Source organism: Bacillus cereus group sp. BfR-BA-01524, assembly GCF_022662595.1.
GTDB classification, from domain to species: domain Bacteria; phylum Bacillota; class Bacilli; order Bacillales; family Bacillaceae_G; genus Bacillus_A; species Bacillus_A thuringiensis_S.
In genome coordinates this window covers 1-19,355 of record NZ_JAKUDW010000009.1, presented here as the reverse complement: position 1 = coordinate 19,355, position 19,355 = coordinate 1, and the positions used below count along the sequence as shown (strand labels likewise).

The following is a 19,355-nucleotide window of genomic DNA, read 5'->3' as shown; positions in this document are numbered from 1 at the left end:
TTTCAATGATATGTACTTAATCTTGATTAATCAAAATAACCGCTGGACCAGCGACCACTACTCCAGCTACTTCTATCTTTTCAAATTCCTTTACTGTAATAGATATAACTCCTTCTCTTTCCATCAATTCTTTACTCAGGACATCAGTCGGGATTGCTTTCACCGTCTTACCTCCTTTTCATTTATACAATATGATAAAGTGAAATTTTAATCAGTGGGGTTTTTGCCCACCCTTATTGATTATTAACCCTCATCAATCGGGTTAATAATCACCCAATGCATCTATATATATGCATCACCTCCGCTTTCATTCCTTATTCCACTCAAAAACCTTCTCTCCCTTCCGTGACATATTGAAAAATAAAAAAGAAGCTATAACATATAGCTTCCCTCTACGTTTCTTTAATCTTTATGCACCGTATATTCCATGACTTTACCATCTCTATCAAATTGTAAAACAAGCTGTTCGCTATCTATTGGAATAAAGCCACGTTCAGTCCCAAGATAATACAAAGTGATACCTCCTTCTTCCCCACTTCTCGTGTCCGTTGGAGCTCCTAACAATTGTGTAATTTCTTCATTTGATTTCCCTATTAATTTATATTTTTGTAATAGATCATCTACCATATGTACCCGTTTCTCTGCATGATTTAACCATCTATTTTGATTAAACTTTGACGTATATTCATTTACACTTAGTTGTACAGTGCATACTATTAATGGTATGAGTGCTACTATTAAAACCCCAGACATTTGCTTCTTTTCTTCATTACGATTTTTAGAAACATATAAAATAGCCCTTTGAACCATGACTAATAAAACAAATGGTATGAATACTACAAAAATGCTCCTTACACTTAAGGGCATATGGATCATATCGATGACGAATATAAATAGAATGTACATTACTATATACAAACAAAAATAGACATACAAAATGCCACGTAACATAGCGCTCAGAAAGATCTCCCCTTTTAACTCACTATATAATTCATCCTGCTAATCATTTCTCGAATCTGTTCTAATTCTTGCACTGTATATACTATTTTCCCTGCTAAGATTTCATTTCTGAAGAACGTTACAATTTGCTCCCGATCTTTTAATCTAGGTGTTTCCTCACTTGAAAGATCTATTATTTCTTTTCCATTTTCATTATAAAAATATACAACTGGTTTTACCTTTTCTTTTATACTATTAGCCTGCATTTCTTTCAAACAATTGTATAAAATTTGAGATAGTTTCTTCGCCTTATATACTGGGTTCCCTTCATTTTTCACTTGTATAGTTGACGAATCTTTACCTACTATATATTCAAATGTCTCTTCTTTTTCAACTTCTTGTTGATACTTACCCATTTCATCAATCATAAATGAATATATACCAGCATTTTCTTTCGTTAAACCATGAATTAATTTCTCTTCCCATTCTTTCGTCTCAAGTAGATAAATACCAGTTTTGCACAAGATGAGATGATGGATTCGATTATCGTTTATTTCACTATTATTTTTAATAAAAACATTCGGCATGATTTCAATTTCAGCATCTAATATGATGCCTTGCTCTATGAATCCTCGCTTCATATAATGTAATGTTTCGTACGTATTCATTTCAGCGCCGTTTTTAGTATATTCTCGTAAATTTGCAATTAATTTTTGAAACATATGTATTTCGTTATTATGTTTATTTTGTATTTCACTACGTTCTTTACTATGTTGTATAGCTAATTGATTTTTCATCATACGCATATTTTCAATTTCTCTATTTGCACTTACTTGTAAATCATTGTATTTTTTCTGTTCCATATTTTTTAAATTATTTTGTTGTTCTTTATGCTCTATCACCGTAGCTGCAATTTCATTTTCATACGTTTCAATTGCTTGTTTCTTTTCAAATTCTACTTGCTGACTCTCTGATTCTAACTGTTTATTTTTATAAAACAGCACAAATACTACAGCTAATAATATTAAAACCGCACCTATTAGCACATAATTCATATTTTTACCCCTTTATTTCATTTTCTATTATTTTTTATAAATATATCTACTATAGTATACTATGGTTTCGATATAGACTTTGTAAAAGTTGTACATTTTTAATAAAGTGAAACTTTAATCAGTGGGGGTTTTGTTCATTCCCCACTGATTATTAGTTGAACCAATCGGGCGTTTACTGGCAATTGATCCCCACCTAACTTCTTTGCTTCCGCTGAATTTTGAGGTGGGGGTCTTACCGCCAGTTAATGCGGGATAAAAGGCACCTCTGACAGGGCACCTTTTATTTTTACTCTATTGTACACCATACTGAATATAACTTGGATCGTAGTATATCCATTGATTTGTCCCTAAGCAAAGCCATCCATCTTGCTTACTCCATACTCGATACGATTCACCATGATGTAACTGTCTTATAACATTTCCTTTTAATGATGGAGCGTCACGCAAATTTACATTATCACCAGTAATAGTCGCCACATAATGTTTATACTGAATATAACTCGGATCATTATATACCCACTGATTTGTCCCTAAACAAAGCCATCCATCTTGTTCTCCCCAAACTTCATATGTTTCGCCACGATTCAATTGGCGAATTACACTAGACTGCAAAGATGGTCCACTTCTCAAATTCACATTATCTCCATTAATTATAGCAACCCCATACACTGGAGTTGCATTATTAGGCGGAGAAACATTCCCTCCACCACTTGCTCCATTCCCTTGTAAAGCTTCTAGTGAAACTGCAGCTGATACATCACAATTTCCTACACCTGAAATTTGTCCAGAATCTGTGTACTGCCATGCTGTCCACGCTGTCCATCCACCAGCATCAGCAGGCGGTGTACTCGAGTATTTAGCAATCCAAAGTGGAATATCACTTAATCCGCTGATTCCGAACTCATTAATATACCAAACTCCTGTATATAACATTACATCTTTTCCAGTAGCCTGTTTCACATAATTTATGAAGCTTCTTGCCCAATTCGATATAGCGCTACCAGTTAAATTACTATTACTCGGATCTGTTGGTGATTCTAAATCCAGAACTGGCATTAAGTCTGTCTGGTTACTTTGTAATATACTCACAAAATATTTTGCCTCTGAAATTGCATCATTTTGTTCTGGGCGTGCAAAATGGTATGCACCAATTAATATATTCGCACTTCGGGCTGCTTGTACATTTTTAGTAAAAGTAGGATCAATGTAATTTACACCTTCTGTCGCTTTTGCATACGCTGCTGGAATTCCAGATGCCTTCACTGCATTCCAATCAATATTCCCTTCCCAATGAGACACATCAATAAACGTAACATTTGAACTCGATCTGTTTTGCATATAAAATCTCCTATCAATTTTTTTACTTCGTATACATACAATATGTACAAGTTTCATAAGAGGACACGACATTTATGCTATAGAAACAAAGAGTAAATATATTTTGTATACAAAATAAAAAAGACCTTGTATTTACAAGGCCTTTTGCAAACTCCCTTTATTTTGTAACAAGTACATATTATAATACAAACCTTGCTCACTTAGTAATTCTTGATGTGTTCCTCTTTCTACTATCTCTCCATCATGCATCACAAAAATTTGATCTGCATCTTGAATTGTAGATAACCTATGCGCAATGGCTATCGTCGTTCTACCTTTTCGCATTTGTTGCAACGCTGTTTGAATAGCCTCTTCTGTTTCTGTATCGATATTAGCTGTTGCTTCATCTAATACTAATACTTTCGGATTCGTTGCTATCGTTCTAGCAAAAGCAATTAATTGTCGTTGACCGCTTGAAAATGCTGCACCTCTTTCTACTACTTCTGTTTCATACTGCTCTGGTAACTTTTCAATAAACGTATTCGCTTGCACAAATCGAGCAGCTTCTTTTACTTCTTCATCCGTAATTTCTTCATTATACATACGAATATTTTGCTTTACATTTCCAGCAAATAAAAATGCATCTTGCAATACGAGTCCTATTTTCTTTCTAATTTCTCGTTCTTCAAATTTTTCTAAATCTACACCGTCTATTACAATATTTCCTGACTTAATATTATAAAATCGCATTAACAAATTCATAATCGTACTTTTTCCGCTACCAGTATGCCCAACAAAAGCAACCGTTTGCCCTTGTTTCACGTGAAATGATACATTTTTTAAAACGTCACGCTTTCCATCATACGAAAAAGTAACATTTTTAAATTCAATATCTCCATCCACAACTTGAGGATTCTCATTGCCTTTTTGAACCGGTGCTAAATCTTTCTCGTCCATTAAATGAAATACACGTGATGACGAAACAAGTGCCTGTTGGAAAAAGGACAATTTCATCATCATCTCATTTACAGGTTGGAAGAAACGATGTATATAGTTAACAAAAGCATATAAAACTCCTACTTCAACAGGGCTCTTTAAGGCATCAATCCCAAATAAACCTAGTACTAACGCAATAGCTACAATATGTACTAAATCCGTAGCTGGTCGTAAAAGTAATGCGTCTAACTTCAAAGTACGTCGTCCTGCACTATAATGTTTATTATTCACTTCTTCAAACTCTTTTCTCATACGTTTTTCTTGTCTGAACACTTGAACAATATTCATTCCTTGTATGGACTCGTTCAATTTTGCATTTAACACGCTTAGTTGATTACGTACTTCTAAATAAAAAGCTGCACTTTTCCGGCGATATAATACCATAATCGCAAACATTATCGGAATTAATACGAGAGAAAATAGCGCTAATTTTACATCTAATAAAAACATCGCTATTAAAATACCTACTAAAAAGACTACATTTTTCACAAATGTTGATAATACACTGACATAAAAATCTTTAATCGCTTCCGTATCATTCGTTATACGAGATACGAGCGTACCAATTGGCGTACGATCAAAGAAACTTAATGACAGCTTTTGAACATGTTCATATACTTCAACTCGCATATCTTGAACAATCTTAAAAGCAATGTTCTGAAAGTACAATAGATTTAAATACGTAAATAATACTTTTAATAAATGAGCAACTATGTAAATTACAAATAAAGTAACGAGTGCTGATTGTTCAAAATCCCGCGGTACTAGGTGTTCATCAAGGAATTGTTTAATTAAAAAAGGCCCCATCATTTCCGTTACTGTCGCACCAACTAAAAAGATAAATGCTAAAGATAGCAACCCTTTATATGGCTTCATATAAGAAAGCAATCTACTTAAATCACTTCGCTTCTTCTCTACCATCATACGCCTCCTTTCTCGACTAAAGCTTCTAATTGCTGGCTTTCATACATTTCCTTATACCAGCCGTTTTCCTTCATTAATTCCTCATGTGTACCTCTTTGTACAATTCTACCTTCATCAACAACAAGAATAAGATTGGCATGCTGAATTGCACTTAATCGGTGTGCAGTAATAATCGTCGTTTTCCCTGCTCTTTCCCTCTTTAAGGCACTTAAAATCGTCTCTTCTGTTTTTGCATCTACCGCTGATAAACAATCATCCAAAATTAAAATTTCAGCATTTGTTAATAAAGCACGAGCAATAGAGATTCGCTGTTTTTGACCACCAGATAACGAAACGCCTCTTTCCCCTACTACTGTTTCATATCCTTCTGAAAATTGGAGGATGTCATTATGAATACAAGCAATCTCTGCAGCTTGGGTAATTTCATTATATGTAGCATCCGCCTTTCCAAAGGCAATATTCTCACCAATACTTGCTGAAAATAAAAAATGATCTTGCGGCACGTATGAAATAGCAGAACGGACACCATGAAGTGTTAAATCTCGAATATCTCGCTCCCCAACTTTTAATTCACCATTAAAATGATCATACTCACGGATTAAACATTTTAATAAAGTCGTTTTCCCTGCACCTGTACGTCCTACAACTCCTAGCGTTTCGCCCTTCTTCAAATCAAAGTAAATATCGGTTAAATGTAACAGTTCATTTTTCTTATACGAAAATGAATCAACAGCAAACGAAACATTACCGCTCGCTATTGTATGTACAGCATTTTCTCTATTTACTACATCTGATTTTTGTGAAAGAATTTTTTCTACACGGTCATATGAAGCACGCCCACGCTCCATAATATTGAACAACCATCCAAACGCTAACATTGGCCAAACGAGGGTACCTAAATATGTCGTAAATGTAACGAGATCACCTACTGTTAGTTCACCTCTTACAACTAATACCGATCCGTAACATACTGCAATTAAAAAAGAAAATCCAACGATAAGAGCGATTGTCGGATCAAATAACGAATCAATACGTGCAACTAACACATTTTTATGCACAACATCTTCTGATTTTTTTCGAAACGCCTGCAAATCTTCTTTCTCTTGTCCAAGCGATCGAATCACTTTCATTCCACTCATACTCTCTTGCACTTTATCGTTAATTTCCGAAAACGATTGCTGTGCTTTATGAAACCTTTTATGTAATAACGTTCCATAATAATTTGTCGAAATGGCTACAATCGGCATCGGAATTAAACTTAACAATGTTAACTTCCAACTAATTGTAAAACCCATCGCTACGAGTACACATCCCCCAACAGCTAATGAGTCAACAAGCGTTAAAACACCCGCTCCAGCAGTTTGCTGTATCGCTTGAATATCATTGGTCGCATGTGCCATTAAATCACCTGTTCGATTTGACTGATAGAAAGATGGACTCATCTTTGTAAAATGTTCAAATAAATTTTTTCGTAATTGGCGAGCTAATTTTAACGAAGACCCGAAAATCATAATACGCCATATGTAACGTAATATGTACATCGTAATACCTACAATTACTAATAGTACAACCCAATTTAGTAACTTATCGGTCGTCAATGTTCCATCATTAATTTCATCTACAACGATTCCAATTACTTTTGGTGCTACAAGTTCTAAAAGTGCAACGCCAAATAATAAAATAATTCCGGTTATGTACGCTCGTTTTTCTTGTTTAAAAAACCACGCTAAATTCATAAACACTTTCATTTTTTTCCTCCTCCCTTAAAATGAGCGATGTTTTCAGTTTATCAAAAATACAGAATTTTTAAAAGTTTTAAAAACTATAACTAACAAAAAGAAAGACACTCTTAGCGAGTGTCTTTTAGCGCTTATTTCATTTGTTGCTTGTTCATCGCGCTCATCATTTGATTGATTTTCTTTTGGGAAGGTTTTTGTCCCATTTGCATCATCATCATTTTTAACATTTGTTCGTTAATTGGTGGATTTTTTTGTAAGTAATTCATCATATATTTGCGGGCAATGAAAAATCCTAACGCCACGCCTGCTACTAGTGCTACTACGCCCACTAGAATACCTAACCAAATTGGCATATATTTTCCTCCTTCATGTTGTCTACCTTACAGTGTACTAAAACCTTTTCAATAAGACAAGATACAATTCGACATTTTTTACACATATGTTCGTACTTGTTTTAGAGGATTCAGCCATCCGTACTTTGTATTTTCATAATCCATAGCTAAAAATGTTAATTCACACTTTCTTAACACCTCAAAGAAAGTCGTTTCCATAGAGACATTTCCAGAGGTATTCATACGAATATAGTGCGGTTTCACCATTATTTCGCCGTACTCCGCTCCCGTATAAAGTGTATGTGTATGATGTGTTCTATCATATTTACCAAGAACGCGCAAAGCTTGTTCTAATTTATGATGAATTTTCATTACTTGCAATGGCATCGTTATATACATCATTTGCTTATATAACACTTTTTTCTCCGAAAGGGACCCAGATTCTGAAAATCGAGCAAATAAATCAAAAAACAAATATTCACGACCAAAATAAGCTTTCGCAATATCCTCTTGAATTAAATACAATTCATACGTTTTCATTTTTCCACTCCCAATCTGGACAACCTTTTCTCTTCATTATATATAAGAAAATTTGCAATGATTGTCTGACTGCGGAGAGATAAAAAACTTTTTCTGTCGAAAAAACTCATTTACATAGAAAAACCTCTCCATGCCGGAGAGATTTTTCTGAAATCATTAAAGCATTTCTTTTACTTTACGAACAACGTTCTCTACAGTAAATCCATACTCTTCCATAATCTTCTCACCAGGAGCAGAAGCACCGAATGTATCGATACCTAACACATCTCCTTCAAGACCTACGTAACGGTGCCATCCGAATGTAGCACCCATTTCGATTGCGAAACGTTTTGTTACTGCTTTTGGTAATACAGATTCTTTGTACTCTGCAGTTTGAGCTTCAAAGCGATCCATAGATGGCATGCTGACAACAGATGCGTCAACGCCGTCTACTGCTAATGCTTTTTGAGCTTCAACAGCTAGGCTTACTTCAGATCCAGTTGCAAGTAAGATTACATCAGCCGTTTCTTTCTTGCTTGCAGAAACTACATATGCACCTTTTGCTACTTTTTCATACGTATCATCTTTTGCACCTTCTAATGTTGGAAGGTCTTGACGAGTTAATACTAAAGCAGTTGGTTTGTTTGTAGATTCTAAAGCTAGTCTCCAAGCTGCAACAGATTCGTTACCATCAGCTGGACGGATAACAGAAACGTTTGGCATTGCACGAAGCGCTGCTAATTGCTCGATTGGTTCATGTGTTGGACCATCTTCACCAACAGCGATACTGTCATGTGTGAATACATACGTTACTGGCAATTGCATTAATGCTGCAAGGCGAATTGCTGGACGTAAGTAATCAGAGAATACGAAGAACGTACCACCGTAAGTTTTTAAACCGCCATGTAGTGCAATACCGTTCATTGCTGCACCCATTGCGAACTCACGTACACCGTACCAAATGTTTTTACCGCTGTAATCGTCTCTTGTAAAGTCTTTTTCGTTATTCATGTATGTTTTGTTAGAACCAGCAAGGTCAGCAGATCCACCGAAGAATGATGGTACAGACTCTGCAATTGCATTAATTACAGTACCAGAAGAATTACGAGTTGCTGCTTTTGATCCTAATTCATAAGTTGGTAAGTTTTGCTCCCAACCTTCTGGAAGTTGACCGTTCATTGCTGCTTGGAATTCGTTTGCTAATTCTGGGTATGCTTGTGCATATTCACCTAGCATAGTGTTCCACTCTGCTTGCGTAGTTTCACCAACATCTTGTACTGTTTTACGGAAGTTGTCGTATACCTCTTCTGCTACGTGGAAGTCTTGCTCAGCAGTCCAAGCATATGCTTCTTTCGTTAATTTTGTTTCTTCTACGCCAAGTGGAGAACCATGTGAAGCTGATTTTCCTGATTTGTTTGGAGAACCGAAACCAATTGTCGTTCTTACTTCAATTAGCGTTGGGCGTTTTTCGTCAGCTTTCGCTTCTTCAATTGCTTTCGCGATTGCTTCAATATCGTTTCCATCCTCAACACGGATTACTTGCCATCCGTATGCTTTGTAACGATCTTCTACACTTTCAGAGAATGAACGATTTAAATCGCCATCTAATGAAATATCGTTTGAATCATAAAGCACAACAAGGCGACCTAATTGTAAATGAGCAGCTAATGAAGATGCTTCAGCAGAAACGCCTTCCATTAAATCTCCATCACCACAAATAGCGTATGTATAATGATCTACTACATTATACGCATCACGGTTATATTTAGCAGCTAAATGTCTTTCAGCCATTGCCATACCTACAGCAGTTGCAATACCTTGTCCAAGTGGACCAGTCGTTGCATCTACACCAGCTGTATGACCGTACTCAGGATGTCCTGGAGTTTTGCTTCCCCATTGACGGAAGTTCTTTAAGTCATCCATTGTTACATCATAACCAGATAGGTGAAGTAGGCTGTATAATAACATTGAACCATGACCTGCAGATAATACGAAACGATCACGGTTAAACCACGTTGGGTTATTTGGATTGTGTTTCATAAATTGAGTCCATAATGTATAAGCCATTGGTGCTGCACCCATTGGCATTCCTGGGTGACCAGAGTTTGCTTTTTCAATCGCATCGATGGATAATGTGCGAATCGTGTTGATAGAAAGTTGTTCGATTGAATGTGACATGCTATTCTTCCCTTCGCTTATATTAGTAAACGTTTTATACATTTATATGATAGCTTCCCACGCAAGATTATACAACATGTATCGACAAATATGTTGATATTTTTTTGGTTTTTTATAAAAAAATCAATGTTTCCGGGAATGTATGGGCATTCAATATGACATACTTTTTCATTATTTTTATTTTAAAAAGAAAGAGAATTATCTGTATATTTATACAAACTTCTTTTCTATACTTACTTTTTTCAATATGTTTTTAAAAACACAAAAAAGCATCTAACTTCGATGCTTTTCAAATAAGTTAAACAATCCGTTTCCGAATCGAACTTGAAATCAAATCAATTATAATTACCATTAAAATGATACCTAATAAAATAATCCCAACACGAGACCAATTCCGTGAACTCAGCGCAAAAATTAACGGTGTACCAATCCCTCCTGCTCCAATAACCCCTAAAATCGCAGCGGATCGTACATTAATTTCAAATCTGTATAACGTATACGATAGAAAATCCGGTAACACTTGTGGTAACACTGCATACCAAAGTATTTGAAAACGATTTGCTCCTGTTGCTAGTAACGCTTCCGTCGGTCCTTTATCTATGTTTTCAATTCCTTCTGAATATAGTTTCCCTAACATTCCAATAGAATGTAATCCTAAGGCTAATACTCCTGCAAAAGAGCCTGGACCAACAGCTTTTATAAATAAAAGAGCCATAACTAATTCAGGAAACGTACGAACAAAACTAAGTACAAATTTCCCAGATCCTGAAGTTAATTTTCCACTACTCATATTCGTTGCCGCCCAAAAGGCAAACGGAACAGATAAAAATGCAGAAATAAATGTACCTAATATCGCAATTGCCAACGTATCAATTAATCCATGTAATAAATCTTCACCATCTGGCAAAGATACATACGACCAGTCTGGATTCAATATCCCTGTCATAATTGCTTTCGTGATTTCACCTGCTGTGTCCTTTATCCCTTCTAATGGCACTCCTGAAAAGGCCCATACATATACAACTGTAAGTGCTATTAAAATAATCCAGCGATATATACTCGGTTTCTTCGGTTTTGGAACAATCATCGTCGTTCTATTCATTATAGTTTCTCCCGCAACAACGTACTAATGTAGTCAATTAACAAAACAACAATAAGGGTATAAATAATTATAGAAGCAGTTTGTTGATATTGTAAAAATCCAAGTGTACGATCATAATATAGTCCAATACCACCTGCTCCTACTAAACCTAGGACAGCCGCTGCACGTACATTCACCTCAAATGTATATAGTACATAGGAAACAAAGTGCGCTTTTACTTGTGGAATGACTCCATAAACAATCCATTGCACCTTATTAGCCCCTACAGCTGTCATCGCTTCTAGTGGGCCAGGGTCAATTGATTCAATTGATTCATACAACAATTTCGCTACGAGTCCAATTGAGAAAAAAGTAAGAGCCAAAATACCTGGAAGTGGCCCAATTCCAAAAATTGCTACGAAAATAGCCGCCAATAATAAATCTGGTATCGTTCGTATAAAATTTAAAATCATTCGAGCTGGACTGTATAAAAATGTGTTAGTAAACACATTACTTGCTGCAAACAATGCAAGTGGAATGGCTAAAATCGCTCCTAAAGTCGTCCCAATAATCGCCATACGTATTGTATCTAACATCGCTGTTGTAATAACTTGAAAATAACTCCAATCAGGTGGCACCATTTCTTTCAATAGATCTACCATATTTGGAAAACCGTCTACCAGTTTTGAAAATGATGCATCTACTTGTACACTACTACTCCACAGCATTAAAATAACTAAAATAAACGTTAATATATGTTTCAATTTACTCGGCGGCTTCGGTATTTCATTTGAATATATCGTCACGTCATTCATTTTACTGCCACCTCTAATAATTCGCTTTTCTGAGCAACGTCCCCATAAATTTCAGCAAATTTTTCATCCGTTGCTTCTTCTACTAAACCGTCAAAAACAATTTCTCCTGCATGTAATCCGATAATACGTGTCGCATATTGTCTAGCCAAATCAATAGAATGTAAATTTACAATTGTCGTGATTCCAAAATCTTCATTAATTTTTTTCAAATCATCTAGCACTTGCTTTGTCGTAAGTGGATCTAACGATGCAACAGGCTCATCTGCCAATATGATTTTTGCTTCTTGCGCCAATGCTCTAGCTATCGATACACGTTGCTGTTGTCCTCCTGATAATTCATCAGCACGTGCATATGCTTTTTCTAAAATATTCACTCTTTTTAATGCTTGAAATGCGAGCTCCACATCTTCTTTCGGAAACAAACCTAACGTTGTACGTAATGTGGAATGATAGCCAACACGACCAGCTAATACATTTTTTAATACTGTTGATCGCTTTACAAGGTTAAAACTTTGGAAGATCATACCGATATCTCGGCGCATACGCCTTAATCCTTTTCCTTTTGCAGCAGTAATAGACTCACCTTCAATAAAGATTTCTCCTTCTGTAATCTCATGAAGACGATTTACGGATCTGAGAAGTGTAGATTTTCCAGCTCCGGATAACCCGACCATTACAATAAACTCACCTTTTTGAATCTTTAAATTTATATTATTCAATCCCTTTGTGCCATTCGGATACATTTTGGAAACATTTCGAAACTCTATCACACATCTTACCTACTTTCAATGTATTATCAATAACTAAAAAACGGCAAACTAACTGAAATCTCACACCTTCCAGCTAGCCGCCAGTTCACTATGTATTATTGCGTCTTCACTGTCTTTCCATATTCACGAACAATATCAAATTTACTATCATCAGATTTAATATATCCTTCATGGGAATATACTTCTTTAATGATTTTACGGCCTTCCTCATTTTTTCCAATTTCAATGAAAGCATCTTGTAATTTCTTGCTCCACTCTGCATCTAAATCAGAGCGTACAGAAATTGTATCGTTCGGAATTTTCTCAGTAAATTTCACTATTTTCGTTTGATCAAATATATTTGGATAATCTTTTTTTACAATATTACGAGCATCTTGGAATACAACAGCCGCATCTACATCACCATTTAAAAGAGCAATAAGCGACTGATCATGACCTTTTAATGTAACAGGTTTCACATCCTTTAGCGGATCAATTCCCTCTTTTAATAGAACAGCTGCAGGCCATACATACCCTGCTGATGATGTTACATCTTGATAACCAATTTTTTTACCTTTTAAATCTTTTACACTATTTATATTAGAGTCTTTTTTAACAACAAATTCAGATTTATAATAGTCTACTAAATCTTTTGTAGGAGCTCCTGTTTCATCCTCTACTCCAAAACGTTGCGCTTGTAAAATTACATTTGCAGCCTTCTTTTCATGTGCTAATACGTACGCTGTTGGTGGTAAAAACCCTACATCTACTTGTTTAGATGCCATCGCTTCTACAATTGTATTGTAGTTAGTTGAAATACTAACTTTTACCGGAATATTTAATTTATCGCTTAATAGCTTTTCCAATGGTTTTGCCTTTGCCTCTAACGTATCCGCATTTTGAGAAGGAACAAATTGAACATTTAAGGTCTTTGGTACATAACCTTTTTTCGTATCTTCATTTTTACTTGCACTTGACTCTTTCGTCCCGCAGCCACTTAATAATCCCGCTGCTAGTACAACTGTTGTACTCATTGCAAAAACTTTTTTCAACATATTAATGCCTCCATTTTTCTTGTTATATAAATACCTTCCGTAAACATGAAGAAATATATCACATATTTTGATACACAATTGGTTATTTACAGAATCTTTACACATTCTATACATTCACATCAAATTTCACTTCACATATTTGATATGATTAATTGGAAGATAACAATAGAAAAGGTGAGTCATATTGGAACATAATCAAACTGTAACTTTAAACATCTTATTAACAAGCGATATACATGGCACTGTTTATCCCATTCACTACCAAGATAACTCCCCAGCAGAACTTGGTTTAGCTAAAATTTCTACTCTTATAAAAAAAGAACGTTCCCAAAATATAAACGTTCTTTTAATTGATAATGGCGACTTTATTCAAGGAACACCATTTACTTATCATTATGTTACATACGAAAAAAACAAAAAAAACCCAATGTCCTTATTAGCGAATCACTTACAGTATGACGCTGCAATTATCGGCAATCATGAATTTAATTACGGAATGGATATATTAAATAATGCTGTGACTACTGCGAACTTCCCGTACCTATCAGCAAATATTTTAGATAAAAACATAAAAAAACCCTATTTCGGAAAACCTTATATAATCAAACAGATTGAATCCAATATAAAAATTGCTATTTTAGGGGTAACAACACATTACATCCCAAATTGGGAACAGGCCCATCACATTAAAGATTTACTATTTGAAGATGCATTAAAGACTACAAAAAAATGGGTTTCTTATATTCACGAACATGAGAAACCAGATTTATTAGTCGTAGCCTATCACGGTGGATTCGAAAGAGATTTACAAACTGGGGAACCGACTGAAGTGTTAACAGGTGAAAACCAAGGATATGCAATGTGCCATGAAATTGAAGGTATAGACCTTTTACTAACAGGTCATCAACACCGAGAAATTTCTCACACAATGGCTAACGGTATAACAATTTTACAGACCGGATGCAATGGACACTCAGTTGGAAAAGTAAAAGTAACATTCGAAAAAACAAAACATAAATGGGTGAAAAAAGAGAGCTCTTCTGAATTATTATCTGTACAAGGAGTTGAAGCGGACCAAAATGTACTTTCATTGGTAGCCGATTACGAAGAGAAAACACAAAAGTGGCTTGATCAACCTATTGGAATCATTCAGGGAGACATGCAAATTTCAGATGCTATGCAAACTCGTTTGCATGATCATCCTTTTATCGAATTTATAAATAAAATACAGATGGATATAGCTAATGTATCCATTTCTTGTACAAGTTTGTTCCATAATACATCTCCAGGTTTTCCGGAACATGTAACAATGCGTGACATCGTTTCTAATTATATTTATCCAAACACATTAAAAGTAATTAGAATAACTGGAGCAGATATAAAAGATGCTCTTGAACTCTCTGCTTCTTATTTCACATTAAAAACAGATGGATCCATCATCGTAAGTCCTACCTACATAGAACCAAAGCCACAACATTATAATTACGATATGTGGGAAGGGATTTCATACGTATTAAACATTTCAAAACCAATTGGTGAAAGAGTAGAATCTTTACAGCATAACAGTGTTCCTCTTAATATGAATGAAGAATATGACGTTGTAATGAATAATTATCGTGCAAGTGGCGGTGGAAATTTCTTTATGTTTCAAAACAAACCGGTAGTAAAAGATATACCAACAGATATGTCTGAACTTATCGCTAATTATATATTGGAACATAAAACGATAGAAGCAACAGTTAATAACAACTGGAAAGTTATTAAATAACGATTTTTACAAATAAAAAAAGATGGGCTTCGCCCATCTTTTAATTTAATTTTGCATTATCTTGCTTTTTTAAAGCTTTTAATTTCGTCGGTGTAACATCTGTACCTTCTTCGTTAACAACTTTAATTCCTTTAAGTTCGTTTAACATATTTTGACGAAATCCTTTTAAATATTGTTCACGTAGCGATTGACGCTCACGTTGCTCTTCTTCAGTTAAACCTTCAGCTTTTGCTTTTTTCGCTAAGAAGTTAATGCGTTCAACGAGTTCGTGATTAATCATCTCGAATCCCCCTTCTAATCAAAACTGATTATTATCATACAATAGTTACTCTTCTTTATCAAGCAATTGCTTCGTATACTCTACATATCTACGATGTACAGTCGCCTTTGAAACATTATGACCAAATCCACGTAGTGTTGCTGCAATTTCTTCAAACGTGAGTTCACTTTTTCGCAAACGTACAATTTCCTCAATTGGCACTTCTTTTTTCTCTCTTCCTACACTTAAATGCCGATTTTTTAAATTTTTTTCTGGACGATAGCCTTTTTCTACTGCACGTTGCATACCTCGTTTAATTTTCAAATTATGAATCTTTCTTTGATATTCTTCAACAATACCAATAATATCTAATACCATCGAATCAGAATCCGACAATTGTAATTCACCATTATGTGTATGCGTATATACTTTTATACCTTCTTTATGTAAACAATGCATTAATGCGATTTTCGCATTTCCTCTACCAAGTCGCGTTTCATCTTGTATAAGTAACACATCAATTTGTTCGTCTCGAATTGTATCCAACACCTCTAATATACCGTCACGCTCAATTGTATATCCACTAGCCTGCTCTTCAATCACCTTAGAAACATTCATTTGATAGCGCTCAGCTAAATGCAATAATTCATCTTTTTGACGTAATAATGATGTTTCTTGTGCTTCTTTCGTTGTACTCACACGTGCATAAATAATTGCATTCATTTTGAACCCCTCTTTCTCCCTATTATTTCCCTATAGTGTAACATAAATCAGCCATTTGTTCGAACTTATGTTTGTAGAATGTTTTTTCACATGTTATACTTATTAATAAGAAAAATGAAAGAAAACGAGGTGTTAGAAAACATGGAAAAGTTAACGAAACGCCAGCAAGACATTCTCGACTTTATTAAGCTAAAAGTACAAGAAAAAGGATATCCACCTTCCGTACGTGAAATCGGTCAAGCAGTCGGCCTCGCTTCTAGTTCTACAGTGCACGGACATTTATCACGATTAGAAGAAAAAGGATACATTCGACGCGATCCAACGAAACCACGAGCGATTGAAATTTTAGGCGTAGACCGAATCGATACAGAAACACAATCTGTTATTCAAGTTCCAATTGTCGGAAAAGTTACTGCTGGTTTACCAATTACAGCTGTCGAAAGCGTAGAGGAACATTTCCCACTTCCAGCTAGTATTGTTGCTGGAGCAGACCAAGTGTTCATGTTACGTATTTCTGGAGATAGTATGATTGAAGCTGGTATTTTCGATGGAGATTTAGTTGTTGTTCGCCAACAACAGTCTGCATATAATGGTGAAATTGTAGTCGCTTTAACAGAAGATAACGAAGCAACTGTTAAACGTTTCTATAAAGAAAAAGACCATTTCCGTCTACAACCAGAAAACTCTTCATTAGAACCTATCATTTTAAAACAAGTGTCAGTTATCGGGAAAGTAATTGGCGTATATCGTGATTTACATTAAAAATAACAAAAGAAGATAATTACCTTATTTATATACGGTAATTATCTTCTTTTTTGTATTTTGATAGATTTCCATACATTCTATTTCTTATTAACGAGTTTCAATCGTCACATCTCCAGCAGCCGTTTTACCGCTAATCTTTTTACTACCATTTCCAATTGTTACGTTATTATTTTCTTCATTAAAAATTGTTACATCTCCGGCAGCACTTTGCCCAGTAATTACCGCATCTTGTGGTTTTTCCGATAAAGTAATATCTATATCTCCCGCAGTTGAACTTGCTTCTAGATTATACTTAGAATCATGATCTTGAATATTTATTTCCCCACTTGTTGTTTTTGCGGTCACTTTCCCTAATACCTTCTTAAAGTTCACCTCACCAGCTTTTGTCGATCCCTCCACATTCTTAGCCGTTACTTGTTTCAACTCTACTTCTCCAGCAAGTGTTCTAACACTTACGCTATCACTTTTCACATCACTCATTTCGATTTGTCCGGCAGATGAATTTACTTTTACATCTTGGTAGGAGCGTTCGGGCACAAGGAGAGTCAATTTAGACGTTTGAAACCTAAAATCGTAAAAAGAAAAATCAAATGAAGCACCTTTTTCTCTTTCCCCAATAATTTTTAATGTGTCACCATCTTCTGCGATACGAATCTCTTGTTTACGTACATCTCCTGATTGCTTGATATAAAAAGAAGAGTCAGGAGATTTTTGGACAATAATATCCCCGGCATCTAACTTAACTTCTATATTTTTTAATGTTTCGTTTTTAATTATATTTTCTTTATCGCCTTTTTCAGCAGTTTGTGCTGCTTTTTCATATGTTTGGGAAATTCCTATTACTCCAATAATGATACAAGCGATAGCGATTAAAAATAGTTTTTTCATCATTTACTCTCCTTTTATCATTTTGAAGTTCCATATTACATATCGTACACACAATCTCTTAAACCACTTTGTACTATAAAAAGCGATAATACATAATAATAAACCTACTCCAACAAACGTTATACTAACGAAAAGATCCAACCATATAAAAGTACCCATAAATACTTTTCCAATCACGAAAAATGGTGTTACTACACTAGCAATACCACCAATCCAAAAAGAAAATATAAAAGCAATAATTGCGACTAACGGGCCTAACACAATAATAAAATTAAACAAACTAAGTCCAATCGCTGCCATAACAGCTCTTGTCACATTTGAAGTCGATGGATTTTTTTTCATTTCATCGAAGCGATACATCGCAAGTAATTCTTTTGCGATTACTTTCGGAGAACCAAGGCCCTGTATTATTTCTGATTCAGTTTTCCCCTCTTCTATCCCAAACTGAAAGTGCTCTTCATAATCCGATAAAATATCTTGCCTCTCTTCCCCTGGTAACTTTCTAAGATAACTTGATAATTCTTTAAGAAACCCTTCTTTACTCATCCCATTCCACCCCTTCAATAATTTCTTGTACCCCTTTCGCAAAATCACGCCATTCTGTTACTAACAAATGAAATTGCGTTTCCCCTTGCTCTGTTAATTGATAATATTTACGAGGTGGCCCTTCCGTAGATTCCTTTAAATACGTTTGAAAATACCCTTCTTTCGTCAAACGGCGTAATAAAGGGTATACTGACCCTTCCGATATTAAAAATTTATTAGAAATTTGCTGAACAAGTTCATAACCGTAACTATCTTTACGTTTTACAAGTGCTAATACACAAAGTTCAAGCACACCTTTTTTAAACTGAACGTTCAAGTGCCATCCTCCTTTCCTATCTTAGTACTGTTCAATACACGGTACCTGTTTTATCCACAATATACCACTTGGTATTGTTTATTGCAAGGTACTAAGCTATATTTATTCCCTAAATTTAGAAAATGAACTAACGAACCCCTGAATAAGACTGCGTTATAACTAAGCATCATTCAAGGTTTCATTTCATTTACATTAGACTTCATTCACTCTTTCCTCTTGAAGAATCCACCACAACCTTATTCACTATAGCTAATGAGAAAAAGCCCCAATACTTATCGGTTGAAGTGAACCCTGAAAACGGGACACCTATCAAAACACCTAAACCACTTGTTCCCTAAATTCTTTAGGGGATAGGTGGTTTAATTTTTCTTGAATTCGCACACAATTGTAG

21 protein-coding genes are annotated in these 19,355 nt (G+C 35.1%); 2 read left to right on the top strand and 19 right to left on the bottom strand.

The window, feature by feature from the left end:
* Positions 1–16: 16 nt before the first annotated feature.
* The 13 genes from MR170_RS04665 to MR170_RS04605 form a co-directional block, all read right to left on the bottom strand.
* Positions 17–163, bottom strand: a complete 147-nt coding sequence (locus MR170_RS04665; RefSeq protein ID WP_000644411.1) for a BC1881 family protein — start codon at positions 161–163, stop codon at positions 17–19.
* Between the two features lie 239 nt (positions 164–402).
* Complete coding sequence (locus MR170_RS04660; RefSeq protein ID WP_043936450.1) at positions 403–951, bottom strand: hypothetical protein; 549 nt, start codon at positions 949–951, stop codon at positions 403–405.
* Between the two features lie 23 nt (positions 952–974).
* Positions 975–1,994, bottom strand: coding sequence for an NERD domain-containing protein (locus MR170_RS04655; RefSeq protein ID WP_029443063.1), 1,020 nt, complete (start codon positions 1,992–1,994; stop codon positions 975–977).
* A 291-nt stretch (positions 1,995–2,285) separates the two neighbouring features.
* Positions 2,286–3,332, bottom strand: coding sequence for a GH25 family lysozyme (locus MR170_RS04650; protein WP_029443064.1), 1,047 nt, complete (start codon positions 3,330–3,332; stop codon positions 2,286–2,288).
* Positions 3,333–3,464: 132 nt separating this feature from the next.
* On the bottom strand, positions 3,465–5,228 hold the full coding sequence (locus MR170_RS04645) for an ABC transporter ATP-binding protein (protein WP_016080622.1): 1,764 nt from the start codon (positions 5,226–5,228) through the stop codon (positions 3,465–3,467).
* Entirely contained in the window at positions 5,228–6,979 is a 1,752-nt protein-coding gene (locus MR170_RS04640; protein ID WP_242307377.1) for an ABC transporter ATP-binding protein, read from the bottom strand. Before MR170_RS04640 ends, MR170_RS04645 begins: the two co-directional genes overlap by 1 nt.
* Before the next feature lie 122 nt (positions 6,980–7,101).
* Entirely contained in the window at positions 7,102–7,323 is a 222-nt protein-coding gene (locus MR170_RS04635) for a YneF family protein (RefSeq protein WP_001123317.1), read from the bottom strand.
* A 78-nt stretch (positions 7,324–7,401) separates the two neighbouring features.
* Entirely contained in the window at positions 7,402–7,842 is a 441-nt protein-coding gene (gene sirA / locus MR170_RS04630; protein WP_000860645.1) for a sporulation inhibitor of replication protein SirA, read from the bottom strand.
* Positions 7,843–7,998: 156 nt separating this feature from the next.
* A complete protein-coding gene (gene tkt / locus MR170_RS04625) occupies positions 7,999–9,999 on the bottom strand; it encodes a transketolase (RefSeq protein WP_016080620.1) in 2,001 nt (666 codons plus the stop codon).
* A 298-nt stretch (positions 10,000–10,297) separates the two neighbouring features.
* On the bottom strand, positions 10,298–11,101 hold the full coding sequence (gene phnE, locus MR170_RS04620; RefSeq protein ID WP_001082388.1) for a phosphonate ABC transporter, permease protein PhnE: 804 nt from the start codon (positions 11,099–11,101) through the stop codon (positions 10,298–10,300).
* On the bottom strand, positions 11,101–11,895 hold the full coding sequence (gene phnE / locus MR170_RS04615) for a phosphonate ABC transporter, permease protein PhnE (RefSeq protein ID WP_016080618.1): 795 nt from the start codon (positions 11,893–11,895) through the stop codon (positions 11,101–11,103). Before phnE (MR170_RS04615) ends, phnE (MR170_RS04620) begins: the two co-directional genes overlap by 1 nt.
* On the bottom strand, positions 11,892–12,665 hold the full coding sequence (gene phnC, locus MR170_RS04610) for a phosphonate ABC transporter ATP-binding protein (protein WP_016080617.1): 774 nt from the start codon (positions 12,663–12,665) through the stop codon (positions 11,892–11,894). The genes phnE (MR170_RS04615) and phnC overlap by 4 nt, the downstream gene beginning before the upstream one ends.
* 95 nt (positions 12,666–12,760) lie before the next feature.
* Positions 12,761–13,699 (bottom strand): phosphate/phosphite/phosphonate ABC transporter substrate-binding protein, encoded by a 939-nt coding sequence (locus tag MR170_RS04605; protein ID WP_000915063.1) that lies wholly within the window; start codon positions 13,697–13,699, stop codon positions 12,761–12,763.
* A 184-nt stretch (positions 13,700–13,883) separates the two neighbouring features.
* Here MR170_RS04605 and MR170_RS04600 point away from each other — a divergent pair, with 184 nt between their 5' ends.
* Positions 13,884–15,467 (top strand): bifunctional metallophosphatase/5'-nucleotidase, encoded by a 1,584-nt coding sequence (locus tag MR170_RS04600; protein WP_016080616.1) that lies wholly within the window; start codon positions 13,884–13,886, stop codon positions 15,465–15,467.
* 40 nt (positions 15,468–15,507) lie between these two features.
* On the opposite strand, the gene MR170_RS04595 is transcribed toward MR170_RS04600, so the two are convergent.
* Together MR170_RS04595 and MR170_RS04590 are read right to left on the bottom strand one after the other, a co-directional pair.
* Entirely contained in the window at positions 15,508–15,747 is a 240-nt protein-coding gene (locus MR170_RS04595) for a DUF896 domain-containing protein (protein ID WP_000607015.1), read from the bottom strand.
* A gap of 45 nt (positions 15,748–15,792) precedes the next feature.
* The gene (locus tag MR170_RS04590; protein ID WP_016080615.1) at positions 15,793–16,449 is read right to left on the bottom strand and encodes a YneB family resolvase-like protein; all 657 of its coding nucleotides are present in this window, start codon (positions 16,447–16,449) and stop codon (positions 15,793–15,795) included.
* Between the two features lie 141 nt (positions 16,450–16,590).
* Between MR170_RS04590 and lexA the strand changes: the two genes are divergently transcribed.
* Positions 16,591–17,211, top strand: coding sequence for a transcriptional repressor LexA (gene lexA, locus MR170_RS04585; RefSeq protein WP_016080614.1), 621 nt, complete (start codon positions 16,591–16,593; stop codon positions 17,209–17,211).
* A 90-nt stretch (positions 17,212–17,301) separates the two neighbouring features.
* Here the strand turns inward: lexA and MR170_RS04580 are convergent, their stop codons facing one another.
* The 4 genes from MR170_RS04580 to MR170_RS32435 form a co-directional block, all read right to left on the bottom strand.
* A complete protein-coding gene (locus MR170_RS04580; RefSeq protein ID WP_242307376.1) occupies positions 17,302–18,105 on the bottom strand; it encodes a DUF4097 family beta strand repeat-containing protein in 804 nt (267 codons plus the stop codon).
* Positions 18,106–18,648: a DUF1700 domain-containing protein gene (locus MR170_RS04575; RefSeq protein WP_242307375.1), complete on the bottom strand. Its 543-nt coding sequence runs from the start codon at positions 18,646–18,648 to the stop codon at positions 18,106–18,108.
* The gene (locus MR170_RS04570) at positions 18,641–18,964 is read right to left on the bottom strand and encodes a PadR family transcriptional regulator (RefSeq protein ID WP_001102628.1); all 324 of its coding nucleotides are present in this window, start codon (positions 18,962–18,964) and stop codon (positions 18,641–18,643) included. Before MR170_RS04570 ends, MR170_RS04575 begins: the two co-directional genes overlap by 8 nt.
* Positions 18,965–19,282: 318 nt before the next feature.
* A partial coding sequence (locus MR170_RS32435) for an IS3 family transposase (RefSeq protein WP_326245104.1) occupies positions 19,283–19,355 on the bottom strand: 73 nt, incomplete at its 5' end.

What these genes read in the sequence shown, in the direction of transcription:
- MR170_RS04590 (WP_016080615.1), bottom strand. Translation starts at nt 16,449, where the DNA reads ATGAATGCAATTATTTATGCACGTGTGAGTACAACGAAAGAAGCACAA.
- MR170_RS04635 (WP_001123317.1), bottom strand. Translation starts at nt 7,323, where the DNA reads ATGCCAATTTGGTTAGGTATTCTAGTGGGCGTAGTAGCACTAGTAGCA.
- MR170_RS04650 (WP_029443064.1), bottom strand. Translation starts at nt 3,332, where the DNA reads ATGCAAAACAGATCGAGTTCAAATGTTACGTTTATTGATGTGTCTCAT.
- MR170_RS04660 (WP_043936450.1), bottom strand. Translation starts at nt 951, where the DNA reads ATGTTACGTGGCATTTTGTATGTCTATTTTTGTTTGTATATAGTAATG.
- MR170_RS04645 (WP_016080622.1), bottom strand. Translation starts at nt 5,228, where the DNA reads ATGGTAGAGAAGAAGCGAAGTGATTTAAGTAGATTGCTTTCTTATATG.
- phnE (WP_001082388.1), bottom strand. Translation starts at nt 11,101, where the DNA reads ATGAATAGAACGACGATGATTGTTCCAAAACCGAAGAAACCGAGTATA.
- sirA (WP_000860645.1), bottom strand. Translation starts at nt 7,842, where the DNA reads ATGAAAACGTATGAATTGTATTTAATTCAAGAGGATATTGCGAAAGCT.
- MR170_RS04640 (WP_242307377.1), bottom strand. Translation starts at nt 6,979, where the DNA reads ATGAAAGTGTTTATGAATTTAGCGTGGTTTTTTAAACAAGAAAAACGA.
- MR170_RS04605 (WP_000915063.1), bottom strand. Translation starts at nt 13,699, where the DNA reads ATGTTGAAAAAAGTTTTTGCAATGAGTACAACAGTTGTACTAGCAGCG.
- phnE (WP_016080618.1), bottom strand. Translation starts at nt 11,895, where the DNA reads ATGAATGACGTGACGATATATTCAAATGAAATACCGAAGCCGCCGAGT.
- MR170_RS04655 (WP_029443063.1), bottom strand. Translation starts at nt 1,994, where the DNA reads ATGAATTATGTGCTAATAGGTGCGGTTTTAATATTATTAGCTGTAGTA.
- MR170_RS04595 (WP_000607015.1), bottom strand. Translation starts at nt 15,747, where the DNA reads ATGATTAATCACGAACTCGTTGAACGCATTAACTTCTTAGCGAAAAAA.
- tkt (WP_016080620.1), bottom strand. Translation starts at nt 9,999, where the DNA reads ATGTCACATTCAATCGAACAACTTTCTATCAACACGATTCGCACATTA.
- MR170_RS04580 (WP_242307376.1), bottom strand. Translation starts at nt 18,105, where the DNA reads ATGATGAAAAAACTATTTTTAATCGCTATCGCTTGTATCATTATTGGA.
- MR170_RS04575 (WP_242307375.1), bottom strand. Translation starts at nt 18,648, where the DNA reads ATGAGTAAAGAAGGGTTTCTTAAAGAATTATCAAGTTATCTTAGAAAG.
- lexA (WP_016080614.1), top strand. Translation starts at nt 16,591, where the DNA reads ATGGAAAAGTTAACGAAACGCCAGCAAGACATTCTCGACTTTATTAAG.